Below are 15,216 nucleotides of genomic sequence, written 5' to 3'. Positions count from 1 at the left end.
AAAATGAAATCTCATAATGCCCCTATTACAAAAGTTGGCGTTATCTTGCGCCCTTCAAGCCCGGAGCTAAAAACGACTTTTTTGCAAATAAAAGAAGAGCTTAATAATGCTGGCATTGAAGTGATATTAGAAAGCATTAGTGGGGGTATGATTGAACTCTTAGGAAGAGATTTTCATCAGCTTGCTACACAATGTGATGCACTTTTTAGCCTTGGTGGCGATGGGACACTTATTTCTATGCTTCGCCGCGCATTTGAATATGAACTACCTTGTATGGGGATTAATACAGGACGATTAGGCTTTCTTACGGCACTTATGCCTCAAAATCTACATACCTTTACTTCTCATCTTAAAAGTGGGGATTACACTCTGCAAAAACATCTCGTGCTTCAAGCGCGTATATATTCTACCTTAAATACCGCATACGAAAACAATTTAGACAATAAAAACCAAACTCCTACTCAAACGCTTATTGCCATCAATGAGTTTCTTATCTCCAAACACGAATTAAGCGGTATGGTGCATATTGATGCAAGTATTGATAGAAAATATTTTAATACTTATAGATGTGATGGGCTTATCATCGGCACGCCTGCTGGCTCTACCGCATATAATATTAGTGCAGGTGGTTCAGTTATTTATCCTTATTGTCGCAACATTTTGCTTACCCCCATTGCACCACATTCGCTCACGCAGCGCCCATTAGTCTTAAGTGATGAATTTATGCTAGAATTTTATGCCAAAGAAAGAGCAAAACTTATCATTGATGGGCAAGAAATGATTGATATTATGCCCTCTGATAGAGTGCAAATTCAAGCTCTGCCCCAAAGTGCTATGCTGATGTATCCCCCTACACGAGATTATTTCAGCGTTTTAAAAGAAAAATTTAAATGGGGTGAGGAGCATTAAAACAAGGAGTAAAAATGGTTAAGAGAATCTTAATCCATAATTCCCCCGCTTTTAGTGATTTAGAGCTATATGTGCAAAAAGGCTTTAATGTTTTTAGTGGTGCGAGTGGCAGTGGTAAGTCAGTATTTATGGAATCTCTGCTTGCAATTTTTGGGATTAAAGAAAGCAATGCCGACCTCATTGAAGCAAACATTGAGATTGATTTGCCCACATTTGATTGGCTAGAATATGGCATTCCAAATGATAATGAAAATGAAATCGTTCTTAGCATTCTCAAAAAAGATAAAACACGTTATTTCATCAACCACGCATCAAGTTCCAAAAAAAAACTCTATGAAATAGTATCAGGCTTCGCAAAGCATATCAGCACAAAAGGTGCAGATGAACTCAAACCTGCAAATATTCTTAAGATTCTTGATTTATTTATCACGCGTGAAAATCCTACACACAAGGAGATTCTCAATCAGTTTCAAACAGATTATCAAGCATTATGCCAAGCCCACAAAAAATTAAGTGATATACAAGCTCAAGAGGCAAATATTGCTAATTTAAAAGAGTTTGCAGCATTTGAAATTGCCAAAATAGAATCTATAAATCCAAAAGAGGGCGAATATGAAGAGCTCATTACCCTTAAAAAAATGCTCTCCAAGCAAGAAAAAATCAAAGAGCAAATATATAAGGTGCGTCAAGCACTTGAACTCTCACGCGGTTTTGAAGAATTTTTGGGGCTTGTGGATAAAAGCTGCCCCAATCTTATTGAAGGCTTAAATGAATTTGAAGCGATTGTCCAAGCCCAAGAAGAGCGTTTGGAGGACTTAGCAGAGATTAATCCTGAAGAAATATTAGATAAAATTGCCGCACTCTCCGAGCTTAACCGCCGATTTGGTGGCATTAAAGAAGCACTAGCATACCTTGAAGAACAAAAGCAAAAACTCCAAGAATATGAAAATCTAAGCTTTGATAAACAGCATTTGCAAAAGCGTGTAGATGAACTTTCCCTAGAATGCAAAAAAAATGCCCAACTGCTTCATACAAACCGCGAACGCTTTGTGCCGCAATTTAATGCTTTGTTTCAAGAATTATGCGCAGAGCTTAGGTTAAACCAAAGCAACATAAAAATAGAAAATGTGAAAATGAATGAAAGTGGGGAAAGCTTATGCGAAATAAAACTTGGCAATAGCAGTGTAGATGTGCTCTCCTCTGGGGAATATAATCGCTTACGACTTGCGATAATGTGCATTGATACACAACTTGAACCGCGCAGTGGGATTTTAGTGCTTGATGAAATTGATGCGAATCTAAGCGGGGAGGAAAGTGAGGGTGTAGCAAAGATTCTTAAAACGCTCTCCCAAAGCTATCAAATCTTTGCTATTTCTCATCAAACGCATATGCCCTCTTTGGCAGATAATCATTATCTTGTGCAAAAACAAGGAGAAAAAAGCATAGTTACAAAGCTTGATGAAGAGGGCAGAGTGCAAGAAATTGCGCGCATTATTAGTGGAGCAAAAATTACTGCACAAGCACTTGAGTTTGCAAGAGCACATTTAAAAACTTAGCTATTCCATTAAAGGCAGGGCATTGAATCTCGCATTATTAAAGGGTATAAGCACATATCTGCAAAATATGGAAAACATCTTATGTTTTAAACGCAAAGAAATAAACCTCTTTATGCTCCTCTGCCAAGATAAACAAGGCAATAAACATAGAATCTATTTTGATATGACGCGCTCTCAAAGTGGTGCATTTATAAATGAGCAAGAAATACTCAATACACAAGAGTTTAAAGCCCCATTTGATAATAAACTAGCTCGTTGTGCTACTTATGCAAAAATAGAACAAGTGCGCATAGATGGAGAAAATAGAATCTTACAGATTCTCATAAGCCAAAAGGGGCACTACAAACTCCAATATTTTTGGCTCATATGTGAATTTACAGGAAAGCATACAAATGTCATAATATGTGATGAAAGCTTTGTAGTTCTTGAAGCATTGCGACACATTCCACTTAGTAAATCGTGGCGTGAAGTGCGTGTAGGCAAAGTGCTTCAACCTCTACCTCAACCCTCCAAAAAGCCATTACCACAGGAAATCCCCTCACTTAGTCAAACGCTGGACTTACTTCATCGTGCATATGTGGAGAGATATTGCCAATCTCACAATACCAAAAAACAAGCTTTGCTTAAATCCCTGCACACAAAAAAAGAGAATCTCCTGCAGATGCTTCATACTCTGCCAAAATATGATGAGCTCTTAGCATCTGCAAAGCAATACGCACACTATGGTGAAGTGCTTTTTGGCTCATTACATCTTTTGCCAACGCATAAAATCACCTCATCGCATTTATCCTTGCAAGATTTTGATGGCGGAGTGCTAGAGATTGAACTTCCTGCTTTTGCTAGAGATTTACAAGAAGCTGGAAATTGGTATTTCACTCAAAGCAAAAAATACCATAAAAAAGCTCAACATCTCCATAAACAAATAGAGAATCTCCAAGATAAGATTGATTTTCTCTCTGATAAAATTGCACTTATAGAGCAATGCGATGAGTTAAGTAATATATTTGCCACTCAAGATAAAAAGCCCAAAACCAAAGATAAATCTACGCAAACAAAGGATATAGAGAGTTTTTTTATTGAGGGATTCAAAATTAGTGTAGGACGCAATGCAAAGGAAAATCAACGACTTTTAGAATCTGCAAAGGCTGATGATTTGTGGTTTCATATTAAAGATGTGCCAAGTGCACATTTAATCATACATTGTGGGAAAACAATGCCCACAAATGCCGTGATTGAAAAAAGTGTGGAGATTCTTGTAGGGCTATATGCAGTGCGTAAAGGTGGTGGTGATTTTGTAGTGGATTATACCAAGCGGCGATTTGTCAAACCCGCGCAGAATGCACAAGTAACTTATGCCAAGCATAAAAGTATAAAATATAAATATCCATAGGGATTGTTTTTATAGATGAAATAGACCACTACAACCCAACTTATGCCATATGCTAGAGATATTACACCTCTTTGGGATTCCTCATCTTGTGCTTGTAATTCTATATTGAGTGTCTTTTTGAAATGGTTTGATTGTTGGATTGTCTCTCTTAGATTCTAATACATCTGTGTAGAGATAGCCATTCCCTAATACTTTACCTTTTGTAAATGATAGGTTACTTCAAAGCCTAGTGTATCACGCAAGGTTTGTAAATTTGTGGTGCTTAAAAAAGCAATGATTTTGTAATGCAGAATAGAATTTAGCGAATTCATATTAGTGGCTATGTGTTTTTTAGCTATAAGTTCTTAAGTTTTTTACTTTCTTTTACTTCAACAATATATGTAACTACAAGTTTGTTTATAGCCTTTGTTGTGATAACAATAGTTCTCTTTAAACTCTCATTATCATATAGAGTATTTCAAGCAAAGAGAACAACAAAGATAATAAAAACTAATGGGATTTGCGATATTCTAAAATCATTGCATAGGCTTCATCTTTGAGGCGAAGCTTTTGTTTTTTGAGCACCTCAAGCTCCATATCACTCATAAGTTCCTCGCCATCTTCAATCTTTTTAATTCTATCATCAAGCTCATTATGCTCATCAAAAATTTTTGCAAAATGCGCATCACTTGTTTTGAGCGCAGTAACCTCATCTCTATATTCGTGAAACATCTTCTACTCCTTTGGGGCAAATTCAATACTTTATTATAGAATATTTTCAATAATAGCGCATTTTTTTACTCTAAAATCATACTACTTTTTAAAATCTCCAAAAATACAACAGAATCTAGCTTCTATAATCAGCATTAATATCTATATAGCGATAGCCCAAATCACAACCATAAGCGACAAAATGTCCCTCACCTATGCCCAAATCACAAGTGATTCTAAAACTTTCTTGTTCCATTACAGCCGCTGCCCTTGCTTCATTCTCTTCATCAAAACATATCTGCCCTCTATCAAATACTACCACAGAATCAAAGGCGATTCTCAAACTTTCCTCATTGCATTCTACACCACTTGCACCGATTGTTGAGGCAATTCTCCCCCAATTTGGATCTTCCCCATAAATAGCAGTTTTTACCAAAAGTGAATTTGTAAGGGCTTTTGCAGCACATATAGCTTGTGATTCATCTCTTGCGCCACACACTTCAAAGGCTACAAGCTTAGTAGAACCTTCGCCATCTCTTACCATATCAGTAGCAAGTTTGTGCATAATCATTTTCAATGCTTCTTTGAAAGCCGCTTCATTATATACCCCACTGCGTCCATTGGCAAACAAAAATACGGAATCATTCGTGCTCATATCGCCATCTACACTAATAGCATTAAAGCTTGTCTTAGCGCATTCACGCAAGATTCTATCACCTTCATTTTGAGGTACAAGTGCATCAGTTGTGATAAAACAAAGCATAGTTGCAAGAGCAGGTTGTATCATACCTGCTCCCTTTGCCATAGCTCCAATACAAAAGCTCTCACCATTATCAAGTCGCACCCTTAATGCGATTTCTTTACTAAAAGCATCTGTCGTGCGTATTGCATCAGCAGCACGAGTGTGAGCATTTTCACACTTAGCATTAAAATCAAAGGAGGCAAAAGAAGCAATTATTTTCTCTTTAGGGAGATACTGCCCGATAACGCCTGTGCTTGACATTATAGGGTTTTGTATAAAGGGAAATTTTTGCGTAAGTGATGATAAAATATCGCACACATCTTGCACCCCTCTCTCTCCTGTCATCGCATTTGCATTTTTGGTATTAATAAGCACGAAATTACTCTCTTTGCCTTTTATAAAGTGTTTAAAATGCGTTATGGGAGCTGCTTGAAAACGATTACTCGTAAAAAGTGTAAAGGGCTTGAGCACATCTTCACTATATAAAAATGCTACATCAAGTGCAGGAGCACCATTAGGAAGCGGAGGCTTTAATCCCGCACTTACACCATCTGCGTAGAATCCCTGTGGCGCATTGACACCACCTTTAATAGGAATAATCTCAAACATAATCAACCTCTCTTGGTTTTTGCTTTTTCATAATCAAACGTTTGGTAGCACGAATATTTTCACTTGTGCCAATCACAAGGAGTTTGCATTCGCTTGAAACAATTGTATTACCATTTGGCATAGTGATATAAACGCCATCTTTTTGCGTTAGTCCCACCACAGATACATTTGTAACATCGCGGAAATGTGCTTCTTTAAGCTTTCTTAGCACAAGCCACGAATAACGTGGCACGATAATTTCTTCCAAATCAAGCGGCGTATCACGTTGATATAAAAACCGCTCAAGGAGATTCTCCATATCAGGACGCACTGCCATTGCAGAGATTCTCTGTGCCATAAGCTTAGAGGCAGAAATTACGGCATCACAGCCTATTTTTTTAAGCTTTTTGCTCTCTTCTTGAGAATTAGCGTTAGCGATAATATAATAAGGCTTTCTTCTTAGCTCTTCTTCAAAGATACGTGCACTCACCACCATAGTAATATTATCCGCAGGATTCTTAGAAAAGCTTATGATACCTTTTGCACTTGAGAGGTGAGATTTGAGCATAGCTATATGCGTATGTGGGTCATCAATAATGTAATAAGGATACTTATGCTTTTGGGCTTGGACTTCAAAATCAGGAGAATTATCCACCACGACAAAGGGAATATGAGCTTCTAAAAACTGCTGGGCAAGTTCAGTAGTAAATTCATTGTGATAGCAAATCACATAATGATTTTGCAAACGCGCAATTTTATATACCATTTTTTGCTCCTTAATTAATCTAATAAGAGTGCCATTATTCACCACACTCATAATAAATGCCACGCTAAAAGTTACAACTCCCGCTCCACACACCATTAAAATAACAGTGAAAAAAATAGTGATTGTGCTAAATTCATTTTCTTTTAATGAGCCAAATCCTGTATTTGTAAAAGTATAAGAAGTTTGAAAAAATGCCTGCATTAAATCATAATCTTCTAATGCTAAATACCCTAATGTGCCAAAAAGAAGAAAAAATTGAACAAGAATAAGCGGAAGTCTAAAGGGTTTGAGCTGCTCGTAGAGCTCACCAGCTAAAGAAATGTCTGGTTTCGGGGTATTGCCCCAGTGAAGAAATTTCTTAAATCTTGCAAACAAGATAGATAAAGCTCAGTTTAAGAATATTTTTTTATCGTTCGCAATGTGGAAGCGGCAACTTTTACTCTTACGCTTGTTCCATCTTCAAGTTTAAGTCGAATACTGCGAAGATTAGGCAAAGAACGCTTTTTTGTTTTGTTATTTGCGTGACTTACATTGTTTCCAACCATAGGACCCTTACCTGTGAAAAAACATTTTCTTGCCATAACAGACCTTTTTTATAAAATTAAATAAGCTATGCATTTTAGTAAAAATTACCCCAAAACTACCTTAAACTAATCAATAAGCACACTCATACCTACGCGTAAGCCCTCAATAGGAGTGGTAGGATATGCTTCAACTTCAAAGGTTTTCACATCATAACCTTTAGACGCACTTGTGGCTCTCCAAGTAGCAAAATCTCCCATAACAGAGACAAATTCTACTCTAAATTCTGCTCTTTTATCCAAAGCGGGGATAAATGCTTCAAAAGTCGCACCTTTAGTAAAATCTTTTAAACGATATTCGGGAAGATGAAAGACAATCCACGCATCATTCATATCAATCATCAATGCCACAGGGAATCCACTAGGTGCAAGCTCACCTTCGTGCAGTAAAACATTGCTTACCTCTCCATTTGTTGGTGCAATAGCTTGAGTATCTTTAGCATAGCTTTCAACTTCATTTACTTGTCCGGCTGCCGCATCTTCTTTGGCTTGTGCAGCTATTTTTGTCTCGGCACTTGCGCCATCAAGAGCAATTTTGTATTGTTGATAGGTTACATTTTCATTATGCTTGGCAGTAGTGTAGTTTGCATATGCTTCATCACGCCTTTGTTGGCTCACTACACCATCTTTATAAAGGGATTCTATGCGTTCATAAGTGCTTTTAGCAAGGTTCGCCATTGTTTTAGCACCTTGCCAAACATCTTTTGCTGATTGGATAGTCTCCACTCTTGCGCCTTGCTTCGTCTCTGTGCTTAGAGCTTTTGCTGCTTGATACCCAGCTTTTGCTTGTTCAAGCTTAGCTTGCAACTCTGGAGAATCAATACTATATACCAAATCACCCTTTTTAAGCATATCTCCTTTTTTAACAAAGATATTTTCCACTCGTCCTGCAACCTTAGAGCTAATAGCGTATTCACGTGCTTGCACTTGGGCGTAGATTCTATTTTCCTTTGGCTCATAAGCACGACTAAAGCTTACCACGAGCCACAATAAAAATGCCAAAGCTATAACGACTAATGCTACAAGCTTGATATTTATTTTCATATCTTCTCTCCCATTTTTTGCTTAATTAAAAAATCCATAGAATCTTTCCACCTCTCCGCTTAAAGCAAGAAGTCGCGCAAGTGAAATTGCATAGCTATATGCTACACTCTGGCGCTCAATAAGAACAAGTGAGAGAGCATTTTGCGCATCACTTACTTCTGTGCTTGTGCTCATACCTTGCAAAAATGCCTTCTGACGCAATTTTAGATTCTCTTTGGCAAGCTCAACCGAAGAATCAAGACTAAAATATTGTGATTTATATGAAAGGACTTCATTATAAGTTTTTTCACAGAGCGTTTTTAAATCTTTTCTAGCTTGCGAAGTAGCAAACTCTGCTTGAATAGAAGCTATTTTGCTTGCTTGATATTTCTGGATTCTCCCATTAGGCGAAAGAAGAGACCACCTTGCACCTATACCCACATACCAATTTGGCATAGCTTTATCAAGCAAGGAGCTATTATCATTGAGCATATAACTTCCAAAAGCTCCTATTTCTGGCAAAAATGAAGAAAATTCAATATGCGAAAGTTCGTGTGTAGATTTAACTTGATTATCCATTATATGCAAAGCTGGATAGACTTCAAGTGTTTTATTTACAAAATAATCCACATTTTGTAATATCGCATCTTGTTTAATATCAATGTTTGGTGTTAATTCAAAAGGTGCATTATATTCTCTATTCAACATTGCATTAAACGCCATAACAGCAATATTGAGATTATCGCTTGCTTTTTGCACTTCAATCGTTGATTTATCATAATTTACTTGGGCTTGGAGTGTTTCTAAACGTGCAATTTGCCCTTTTTCTTGCAGTTTTTGTGCATTTTTATAATGCGTGAGATGTCCCTCATTTGCATCTTGGAGTGTATCAAGAATCTGATGGGCTAATACCACACCATAATAAAGTTTTGCACAATCTTCAAAAAGGCTTAACTCTTTGAGTTTAAGGGTAAGAAGTGCATCATCAAAGGCAATGTCAGAAAGTTTATTAGCAAAATGCCGCTTACCACCTGTAAAAAGCGGATACATAATATTAAGTGCACCAAAGATAATATTTTGATCTTGTAGAGTGATAGGTCGTGCGAGCAAGGGGGCAATACCGCCAATGCCACCAAGATTCCCAAGTTCAGAAGCATTAAAAAGATGTGTATTCATCGGTGATTGCAAATGTATATAAAATGCATCAAGTGAGACTTGAGGGAGGTAAAGCATTTTGGTTGCATTCTTGAGCTTTTCTTGTTTATCAACTGCACTCTGCGTAGATTTTAATCCATCATTATTTTGTAAAACTTGCTTATAGGCACTCTCTAATTCCAAATACTCTGCTTGTAGAGTATTCAAAGCTACCCCCACAAACAAGAATATCCATTTTTTCATTATTTGCCTCTTTATCGAAATTGCGTTAGAATCTATATTAGCGCAAAAATACCAACGATAAAGGAATATCGTGAAAAAGCTTAAGGCAATGCTTGATGCTCACTATATGCTTAAAAATACTTCTCAAGAGATAAATGCGCAAAATCCAGACCCTTTACTTGTGGCAAAAAAATACCAACACACGCCTTATTTTGCAGAAATTGCTCTTATATGTGCGCTTCTCTCTTATGGAAATGCAAAAGCAATCGTGCAGATGCTCCAAAAACTTGACTTCTCACTTTTGCACTCTCGCACAAAAATACGCAATGCGACATTTCCTTATTATAGATTTCAAACAAGTGCAGATATTCAAAATATATTTGAATCTGTGGCTTGTATGCTTGAAAATGGTGGTTTGCTCACATATTTTCTTAAAGCCTATAAAAATCCTCCTGCACATTTTGCACTTTGGCATCAAAGTGCAAATAAAAACCACGCACGCATTCTTTATAGTATTTATCATTGCATTGATGCTCTTTATTCTTTTTTATGTAAAGACACTAAAAGTAAAGGGTTACATTTTGCATTTGGCACATCTTATAGTGTCCATATAAATACTTATGGTGCATTTCCCACTGGTGCTTGTGCATTAAAACGTTGGAATATGCTCCTACGATGGCTTGTGCGCAAAGATGAGATTGATATTGGTTGTTGGCAAGAGCATATACCAACTTCACACTTAATATTGCCTCTTGATACTCATACTTTTAAACTTTGCCTTAAGCTTAAGATTCTAAAACGCAAAAGTTATGATTTACAAAGCGCACTGCAAGCCACTGATACCCTATGTATGCTAAACCCTAACGACCCTATATCATATGACTTTGCCCTCTATCGTATAGGACAAAGCAAACAAGATATATGTGAGGATTTATTTATCTAATATCCTATCACTAAAATCTTTGCAAAGAGCCGAGGAAAGTTTGCAAGAAATTTTAGGATTTTTTTCAAGGGTAGGCGGCTCAAGTGTAAAAGTAAGATATTCTATACCAATATGGGCAATAATCTTGCTTCCTTGCACACTAAAAGCACACTTTGAAGTATTGCTTTTCTCCAAATGCTTTAAAATACTTTGTGCTTGAGTATAATCTATCACATCTGCACGAATAAAAGCATCTGCATAATACATACTCAAAGCATTTTGCGTATGGGCAAGTTGAGATTTAAGGCGAGAGATACATTGTTTATGTGCAATATGCCCCATATATCGCACCCCTACACTCATAATAATGGCGATGATAATAATGACACATAATATTTCAAACGAGCTAAATGCTCCTCTGTTAGAAAATTGCATTTGAGGTGCTAAGCGGCACTTCTCGCCTCATCTTATGTCGCTCAAGTAATTTGGTGCATAAAGTAGAATCTGCTTTGGGTTGAATAAAAAAGATAATTTTACCATTTTCTTGCATAAGCGTTATGCAATCATTTTGTGTATCAAGCACACCATTTTTGGCAAGTCGCACACCATTATTCTGTGCTATCCAGCGCGAATGACTAAGGCCAGCAAGTTCAAGCATTTTTACTCCATCAAGAGTAGAGGGTTCAATATTTTGACTAAAAACTTCGCGCTGAATTGCATTAAGCGCTCCAATAATATCATTTTCCACTGCAATAAGTTGAGCATCAGAACGTGTGAGTGAAAGTCGTGGCAACGCAATGGCGGCAAGAATCCCAAGTATAATGATAACAAATACAAGCTCCATCATACTAAATGCTCCACGCTTTGTGCGTATATAGTGAGCATATCTCATACTTATTCCTTATTTTTTAAAATCTTCAAGCATAAAGGGTGGCAAAATAAAATCAATTACACCTTGTCCTTCAAGTCCATTGCTGCCAGAATGAAGTATAAACCTCATCAATACGCCCTTAGGGACAAGTGCACGAAATGAAGGACAAAGATAAGTTGCAAAACTCTTTAAATCAGGTTGATGTCCTACAATAAGCGCATTTTGTGCTTTTTGAAATGATTTTTTTTCTATAAGCTTCATATATCCCTCAAGTCCGCAATCAGGAAGAATCTCATCACACAGAATTATAGAATCCGAACGCACATATTTGCTTAAGGGTTTAAGCGTTTGCTGTGTGCGTTTAGCAGGTGAGCAAAAGATGACATCAAAGTGCAAATGTTGTGCAGCTAAATGCGCTATATGCTTACTTTGAGTTTTACCAAGCTTACTTAATGGACGAAAAATATCACTTTTATCTTTTTTATTGTTGAGTCGGTATTCTTCCCTACTTATTGTATCGGCGTGGCGCAAAAGAGTAATTGTTTTCATAAAATGCTCCTTTATTTGTGGGCTAAAATCATTTCACACATCATCATTACAAAATCAGCACTGCGTTTTGCCGAGCTTACCAAAAATTCATCAAAGCTTACATCGGCGTTTCCATCAGCACTATCACTAATGGAGCGTAAAATACAAAATGGCACAGCAAGCAAATCACATACTACAGCTACAGATGCTCCTTCCATTTCTACTGCATCAGCTCCAAAATGCTGGATAATCCACTGCTTTTTTTGAGAATCAGCTATAAAAGCATCACCTGATGCAATAGTGCCTTCTTTAAGTTTAATGCCTTGTTTCTTTGCAATCTCACGTGCAATGCTATTGAGTGTAGCATCAGATTCTATAAAAATTTTGCTCTCAGGAATAAAACCCAATGGGTGTCCAAATGCACTAATATCTACATCATATTGACAAAGTTTTTGCCCCAATATTAAATCACCCACTTTCAAATCTGCACTCAAACCGCCTGCTACACCACTAAAAATAATTTTCTCGCAACCAAAATGTAAAATCATTGTGCTTGATGTCAAAGCGGAATGAACTTTGCCAATTTTGCTATAAGCAACAAAAATTTTGTGTTCACCTCTTTGAATTTCATAATAAGTATTGCCGCCAACTTGTCTGCCTTTATAATCACCAAAGAGCTCAAGCAAAGGCGTAATCTCTTCAATCATTGCCCCTATAATACCAAGTGTCATAGATACTCCTTTATTTAAACTCCACTCTTAATGCTATCAATACATTCCTTCAAGCTTGCAAGATTCTCAATATTCCAAGTAGGTAGAGTGCTTAAGCGCTTATTTAATCCCCGCAATACACTGCCATTACCAAATTCAATAAAAGCATCAACCTCATCATTAAGCCTAAGAATAGATTGCTTATAAAGCACAGGGTGTGTAAGCTGTTTGCTTAGTAATGATTTTGCTTGTGCTTTTGTATTATAAGTTTCAAGTGTAGCATTTGAAAGAATAGGTGTGCTTAGATGCTCATTCAAGCTTTCATCTAAAAGCTGTGTGAAAGCTGGTAGAGCTGATTCTAACATAGGACAATGGCTAGCAACCGACATAGGAAGCAAAAGTGCCCGCTTTGCACCAAGTGCTTTAAGGGTAGATTCTGCTTCACTTAAGTCTTTTTTACACCCTGCAAGTACAACTTGTCCATTGCCATTATAGTTTGCACACCAAATGCTTTTACCATTTTTTTGTGCTTCTTGCGAAAAATCCTCAAGTTTTTTATCCTCCACGCCTACAATAACCATCATTCCTGCATCTTTGCCTTCACACGCCTGTGTCATAAGCTCTCCACGCTTATGTGTAAGTTTTATCCCTTGTGAAAAACTCATACCTTCAGATAATACTACTGCACTTACTTCACCAAGAGAGTGCCCCATAGCCACTTTTGGCATTAATGGACATTCGCTTTGAAAAACACTATGAGCAATAGCACTGACAAGAAAAATTGCTGGCTGAGTATATAATGTAAGGTTAAGTTTATCATTTTCTTCAAAAAGAAGATGTTTCATATCTAAACCCAAGCTATCAGATGCTTCCTCAAAAAGCTCTTTTGCCACAGCAAAGTTATCATAAAATTCCTTGCCCATACCTATTTTTTGGGAGCCTTGTCCGGGAAAAATAAATGCGTATTTCATCATAATCCTTTAAGCCTAAAATGAAAAGAGAGGATTCTAACATTACTTTGCTTTATTTGTCTTTTGGTATCTATGAAAATTTTATTTTCACTTTGCCTATCCTTTAAGTGGCGTTAAGTGTAGTTTTATCATTTTTCCCCTACAATAGCGTTCTTTTTTTATATGGACAGGTGGGTGAGTTGGCTGAAACCACATCCCTGCTAAGGATGCATAGCCGCAAGGTTATCGAGGGTTCGAATCCCTCCCTGTCCGCCACCTTTTTACAGAATCTAAAATTCATTAAGAATCAAAAATTTATAACGCAAACTCTCTACATCGTGTTTTAATCGCCTATTTTCATCAATAAGCATAGCATACTGGGTTTGAAGATTTGCAATCTCTTTGCTTAAATAATAAATATTGCTAGAGAGGTAGATTTTTGGCACGCTTATTATCAGCACAAAAAGCATAATATAACCAGCAACTTTAAGTTCATACCAACCCAAGCCTTGTGTATTTTTCTTTGAAAAACTATTTTCTTTTTTACCATCTTCGCTTTGAATGGCATTTGCAATCTCTTCTTTTTCCCATTCGCTCACACGCGATTTAGGAAGAATAATATCATCAAGACGCATAGTTTTATAATTTTCACTATTCATTTATACTCCTTTATCTTTAGAACTCTTTAATTCAAAAATTCTTAATTTTGCGCTACGAGAACGCTTATTTTGCGCTATCTCTTGTGGGGTTGGGATAATTGGCTTCTTAGTAAGAATCTGCCCTTTAGCGTGATTATTGCCACACTCGCACCTTAAACTTTCTTCTGCGCAAATGCACGATTTGCTCCATTGTTTAAAACATTGCTTAATGATTCTATCTTCTAGAGAATGAAAAGAGATGATTCCTACCCTACAAGATGCAATTTTGCCCTCATCAAAAGCAAGTTCTATGTTATGGAGCAATCGCTTAAGCTCGCCTAGTTCATCATTAACCTCAATGCGTAGTGCCTGAAAAGCTAGTGTCGCTGGATGTATACCTCCAACACGAGGAAAATGTTGCTCAATAAGTGTGCTTAATTCTAAGCAAGAGCTAAAAGGCTTTTTCTTGCGTTCGTATGCAATAATCTCTGCGAGTTTTTTACTCTGGCGCACTTCTCCATAGATTCTGAAAATCTCTTCTAAACGAATAGGCGAATAAGTATTAATCACTTTTGTAGCATTCAAGTCTGCTCGTGTATCCATACGCATATCAAGCGTGGAAGAGACAAAGCTAAAGCCACGTTGCGTTTCATCAAGCTGCATAGAGCTTACACCAATATCAGCAATAATGCCCCTTACACGAGGCAATACCACATTTGGCACAATGTCTAAAAATTGAGAAAAAGCATTATGACAAAAATGAATGTTTTGCAAATAAGGTTTTAATCGCTCTTTGGCAAGATTAAGTGCATATATATCTTTATCAAAAGCATAAACTTCAATATTTGGATAAGCCTGCAATGCCCCAATAGTATGCCCTCCAAAGCCCAAAGTGCAATCAATCAAGATAGAATCTTCTTTCAAACAATCCAAAGCCTGTATCATTTCATTTTTTAAAACTGAATAATGTTTCAT

Annotated in this window: 18 protein-coding genes and 1 tRNA gene; 5 read left to right on the top strand and 14 right to left on the bottom strand. The window is 36.9% G+C overall.

The features are described 5' to 3' along the window. Window positions 1–3 precede the first annotated feature (3 nt). From HH_RS06270 to HH_RS06260, 3 genes are read left to right on the top strand one after another with little or no spacing between them, the layout of a single operon-like run. Window positions 4–909: an NAD(+)/NADH kinase gene (locus tag HH_RS06270; protein WP_011116136.1), complete on the top strand. Its 906-nt coding sequence runs from the start codon at window positions 4–6 to the stop codon at window positions 907–909. Window positions 910–923: 14 nt separating this feature from the next. Next, on the top strand, window positions 924–2,465 hold the full coding sequence (locus HH_RS06265) for an AAA family ATPase (protein ID WP_011116135.1): 1,542 nt from the start codon (window positions 924–926) through the stop codon (window positions 2,463–2,465). A 22-nt stretch (window positions 2,466–2,487) separates the two neighbouring features. Beyond that, window positions 2,488–3,855: an NFACT family protein gene (locus HH_RS06260; RefSeq protein ID WP_011116134.1), complete on the top strand. Its 1,368-nt coding sequence runs from the start codon at window positions 2,488–2,490 to the stop codon at window positions 3,853–3,855. A 185-nt stretch (window positions 3,856–4,040) separates the two neighbouring features. Here HH_RS06260 and HH_RS09815 read toward each other — a convergent pair whose 3' ends face one another. From HH_RS09815 to HH_RS06230, 7 genes are all read right to left on the bottom strand, one after another. After that, window positions 4,041–4,166, bottom strand: coding sequence for a hypothetical protein (locus HH_RS09815; RefSeq protein WP_011116133.1), 126 nt, complete (start codon window positions 4,164–4,166; stop codon window positions 4,041–4,043). Window positions 4,167–4,344: 178 nt separating this feature from the next. Next, window positions 4,345–4,566 (bottom strand): YdcH family protein, encoded by a 222-nt coding sequence (locus tag HH_RS06255; RefSeq protein ID WP_011116132.1) that lies wholly within the window; start codon window positions 4,564–4,566, stop codon window positions 4,345–4,347. Window positions 4,567–4,681: 115 nt separating this feature from the next. Next, window positions 4,682–5,896, bottom strand: coding sequence for a bifunctional glutamate N-acetyltransferase/amino-acid acetyltransferase ArgJ (gene argJ, locus HH_RS06250; RefSeq protein WP_011116131.1), 1,215 nt, complete (start codon window positions 5,894–5,896; stop codon window positions 4,682–4,684). Continuing rightward, entirely contained in the window at window positions 5,889–7,016 is a 1,128-nt protein-coding gene (locus HH_RS06245; RefSeq protein ID WP_011116130.1) for a potassium channel family protein, read from the bottom strand. The genes argJ and HH_RS06245 overlap by 8 nt, the downstream gene beginning before the upstream one ends. A 17-nt stretch (window positions 7,017–7,033) precedes the next feature. Next, window positions 7,034–7,222 (bottom strand): 50S ribosomal protein L28, encoded by a 189-nt coding sequence (rpmB, locus tag HH_RS06240; RefSeq protein WP_011116129.1) that lies wholly within the window; start codon window positions 7,220–7,222, stop codon window positions 7,034–7,036. Between the two features lie 69 nt (window positions 7,223–7,291). Then, window positions 7,292–8,266 (bottom strand): HlyD family secretion protein, encoded by a 975-nt coding sequence (locus tag HH_RS06235; protein ID WP_011116128.1) that lies wholly within the window; start codon window positions 8,264–8,266, stop codon window positions 7,292–7,294. Between the two features lie 21 nt (window positions 8,267–8,287). Next, on the bottom strand, window positions 8,288–9,643 hold the full coding sequence (locus tag HH_RS06230) for a TolC family protein (protein ID WP_011116127.1): 1,356 nt from the start codon (window positions 9,641–9,643) through the stop codon (window positions 8,288–8,290). A gap of 70 nt (window positions 9,644–9,713) precedes the next feature. Between HH_RS06230 and HH_RS06225 the strand changes: the two genes are divergently transcribed. After that, complete coding sequence (locus HH_RS06225; protein WP_011116126.1) at window positions 9,714–10,565, top strand: TIGR02757 family protein; 852 nt, start codon at window positions 9,714–9,716, stop codon at window positions 10,563–10,565. Here the strand turns inward: HH_RS06225 and HH_RS06220 are convergent. The 5 genes from HH_RS06220 to fabD are packed head-to-tail and all read right to left on the bottom strand — an operon-like array spanning window position 10,554 to window position 13,624. Beyond that, window positions 10,554–10,979 carry a hypothetical protein gene (locus tag HH_RS06220; protein WP_034365030.1) on the bottom strand — a complete coding sequence of 142 codons (426 nt, stop codon included), beginning with the start codon at window positions 10,977–10,979 and terminating at the stop codon, window positions 10,554–10,556. The genes HH_RS06225 and HH_RS06220 overlap by 12 nt on opposite strands. After that, window positions 10,966–11,436, bottom strand: a complete 471-nt coding sequence (locus HH_RS06215; protein ID WP_011116125.1) for a prepilin-type N-terminal cleavage/methylation domain-containing protein — start codon at window positions 11,434–11,436, stop codon at window positions 10,966–10,968. Before HH_RS06215 ends, HH_RS06220 begins: the two co-directional genes overlap by 14 nt. 9 nt (window positions 11,437–11,445) lie before the next feature. Further along, window positions 11,446–11,964 (bottom strand): SixA phosphatase family protein, encoded by a 519-nt coding sequence (locus tag HH_RS06210; RefSeq protein WP_011116124.1) that lies wholly within the window; start codon window positions 11,962–11,964, stop codon window positions 11,446–11,448. 11 nt (window positions 11,965–11,975) lie between these two features. Next, complete coding sequence (locus HH_RS06205) at window positions 11,976–12,674, bottom strand: 5'-methylthioadenosine/adenosylhomocysteine nucleosidase (RefSeq protein ID WP_011116123.1); 699 nt, start codon at window positions 12,672–12,674, stop codon at window positions 11,976–11,978. A gap of 14 nt (window positions 12,675–12,688) precedes the next feature. Further along, the gene (gene fabD / locus HH_RS06200) at window positions 12,689–13,624 is read right to left on the bottom strand and encodes an ACP S-malonyltransferase (protein WP_011116122.1); all 936 of its coding nucleotides are present in this window, start codon (window positions 13,622–13,624) and stop codon (window positions 12,689–12,691) included. 164 nt (window positions 13,625–13,788) lie between these two features. Here fabD and HH_RS06195 point away from each other — a divergent pair. Then, window positions 13,789–13,879: transfer RNA gene (locus HH_RS06195), tRNA-Ser, on the top strand. Between the two features lie 14 nt (window positions 13,880–13,893). Here the strand turns inward: HH_RS06195 and HH_RS06190 are convergent. Both HH_RS06190 and rsmH read right to left on the bottom strand, forming a co-directional pair. Then, complete coding sequence (locus HH_RS06190) at window positions 13,894–14,262, bottom strand: hypothetical protein (RefSeq protein WP_011116120.1); 369 nt, start codon at window positions 14,260–14,262, stop codon at window positions 13,894–13,896. After that, entirely contained in the window at window positions 14,263–15,216 is a 954-nt protein-coding gene (gene rsmH, locus HH_RS06185; RefSeq protein WP_011116119.1) for a 16S rRNA (cytosine(1402)-N(4))-methyltransferase RsmH, read from the bottom strand.

This window comes from Helicobacter hepaticus ATCC 51449 (assembly GCF_000007905.1).
Taxonomy (GTDB): domain Bacteria; phylum Campylobacterota; class Campylobacteria; order Campylobacterales; family Helicobacteraceae; genus Helicobacter_C; species Helicobacter_C hepaticus.
This window is presented reverse-complemented; position numbering and strand designations above follow the sequence as displayed.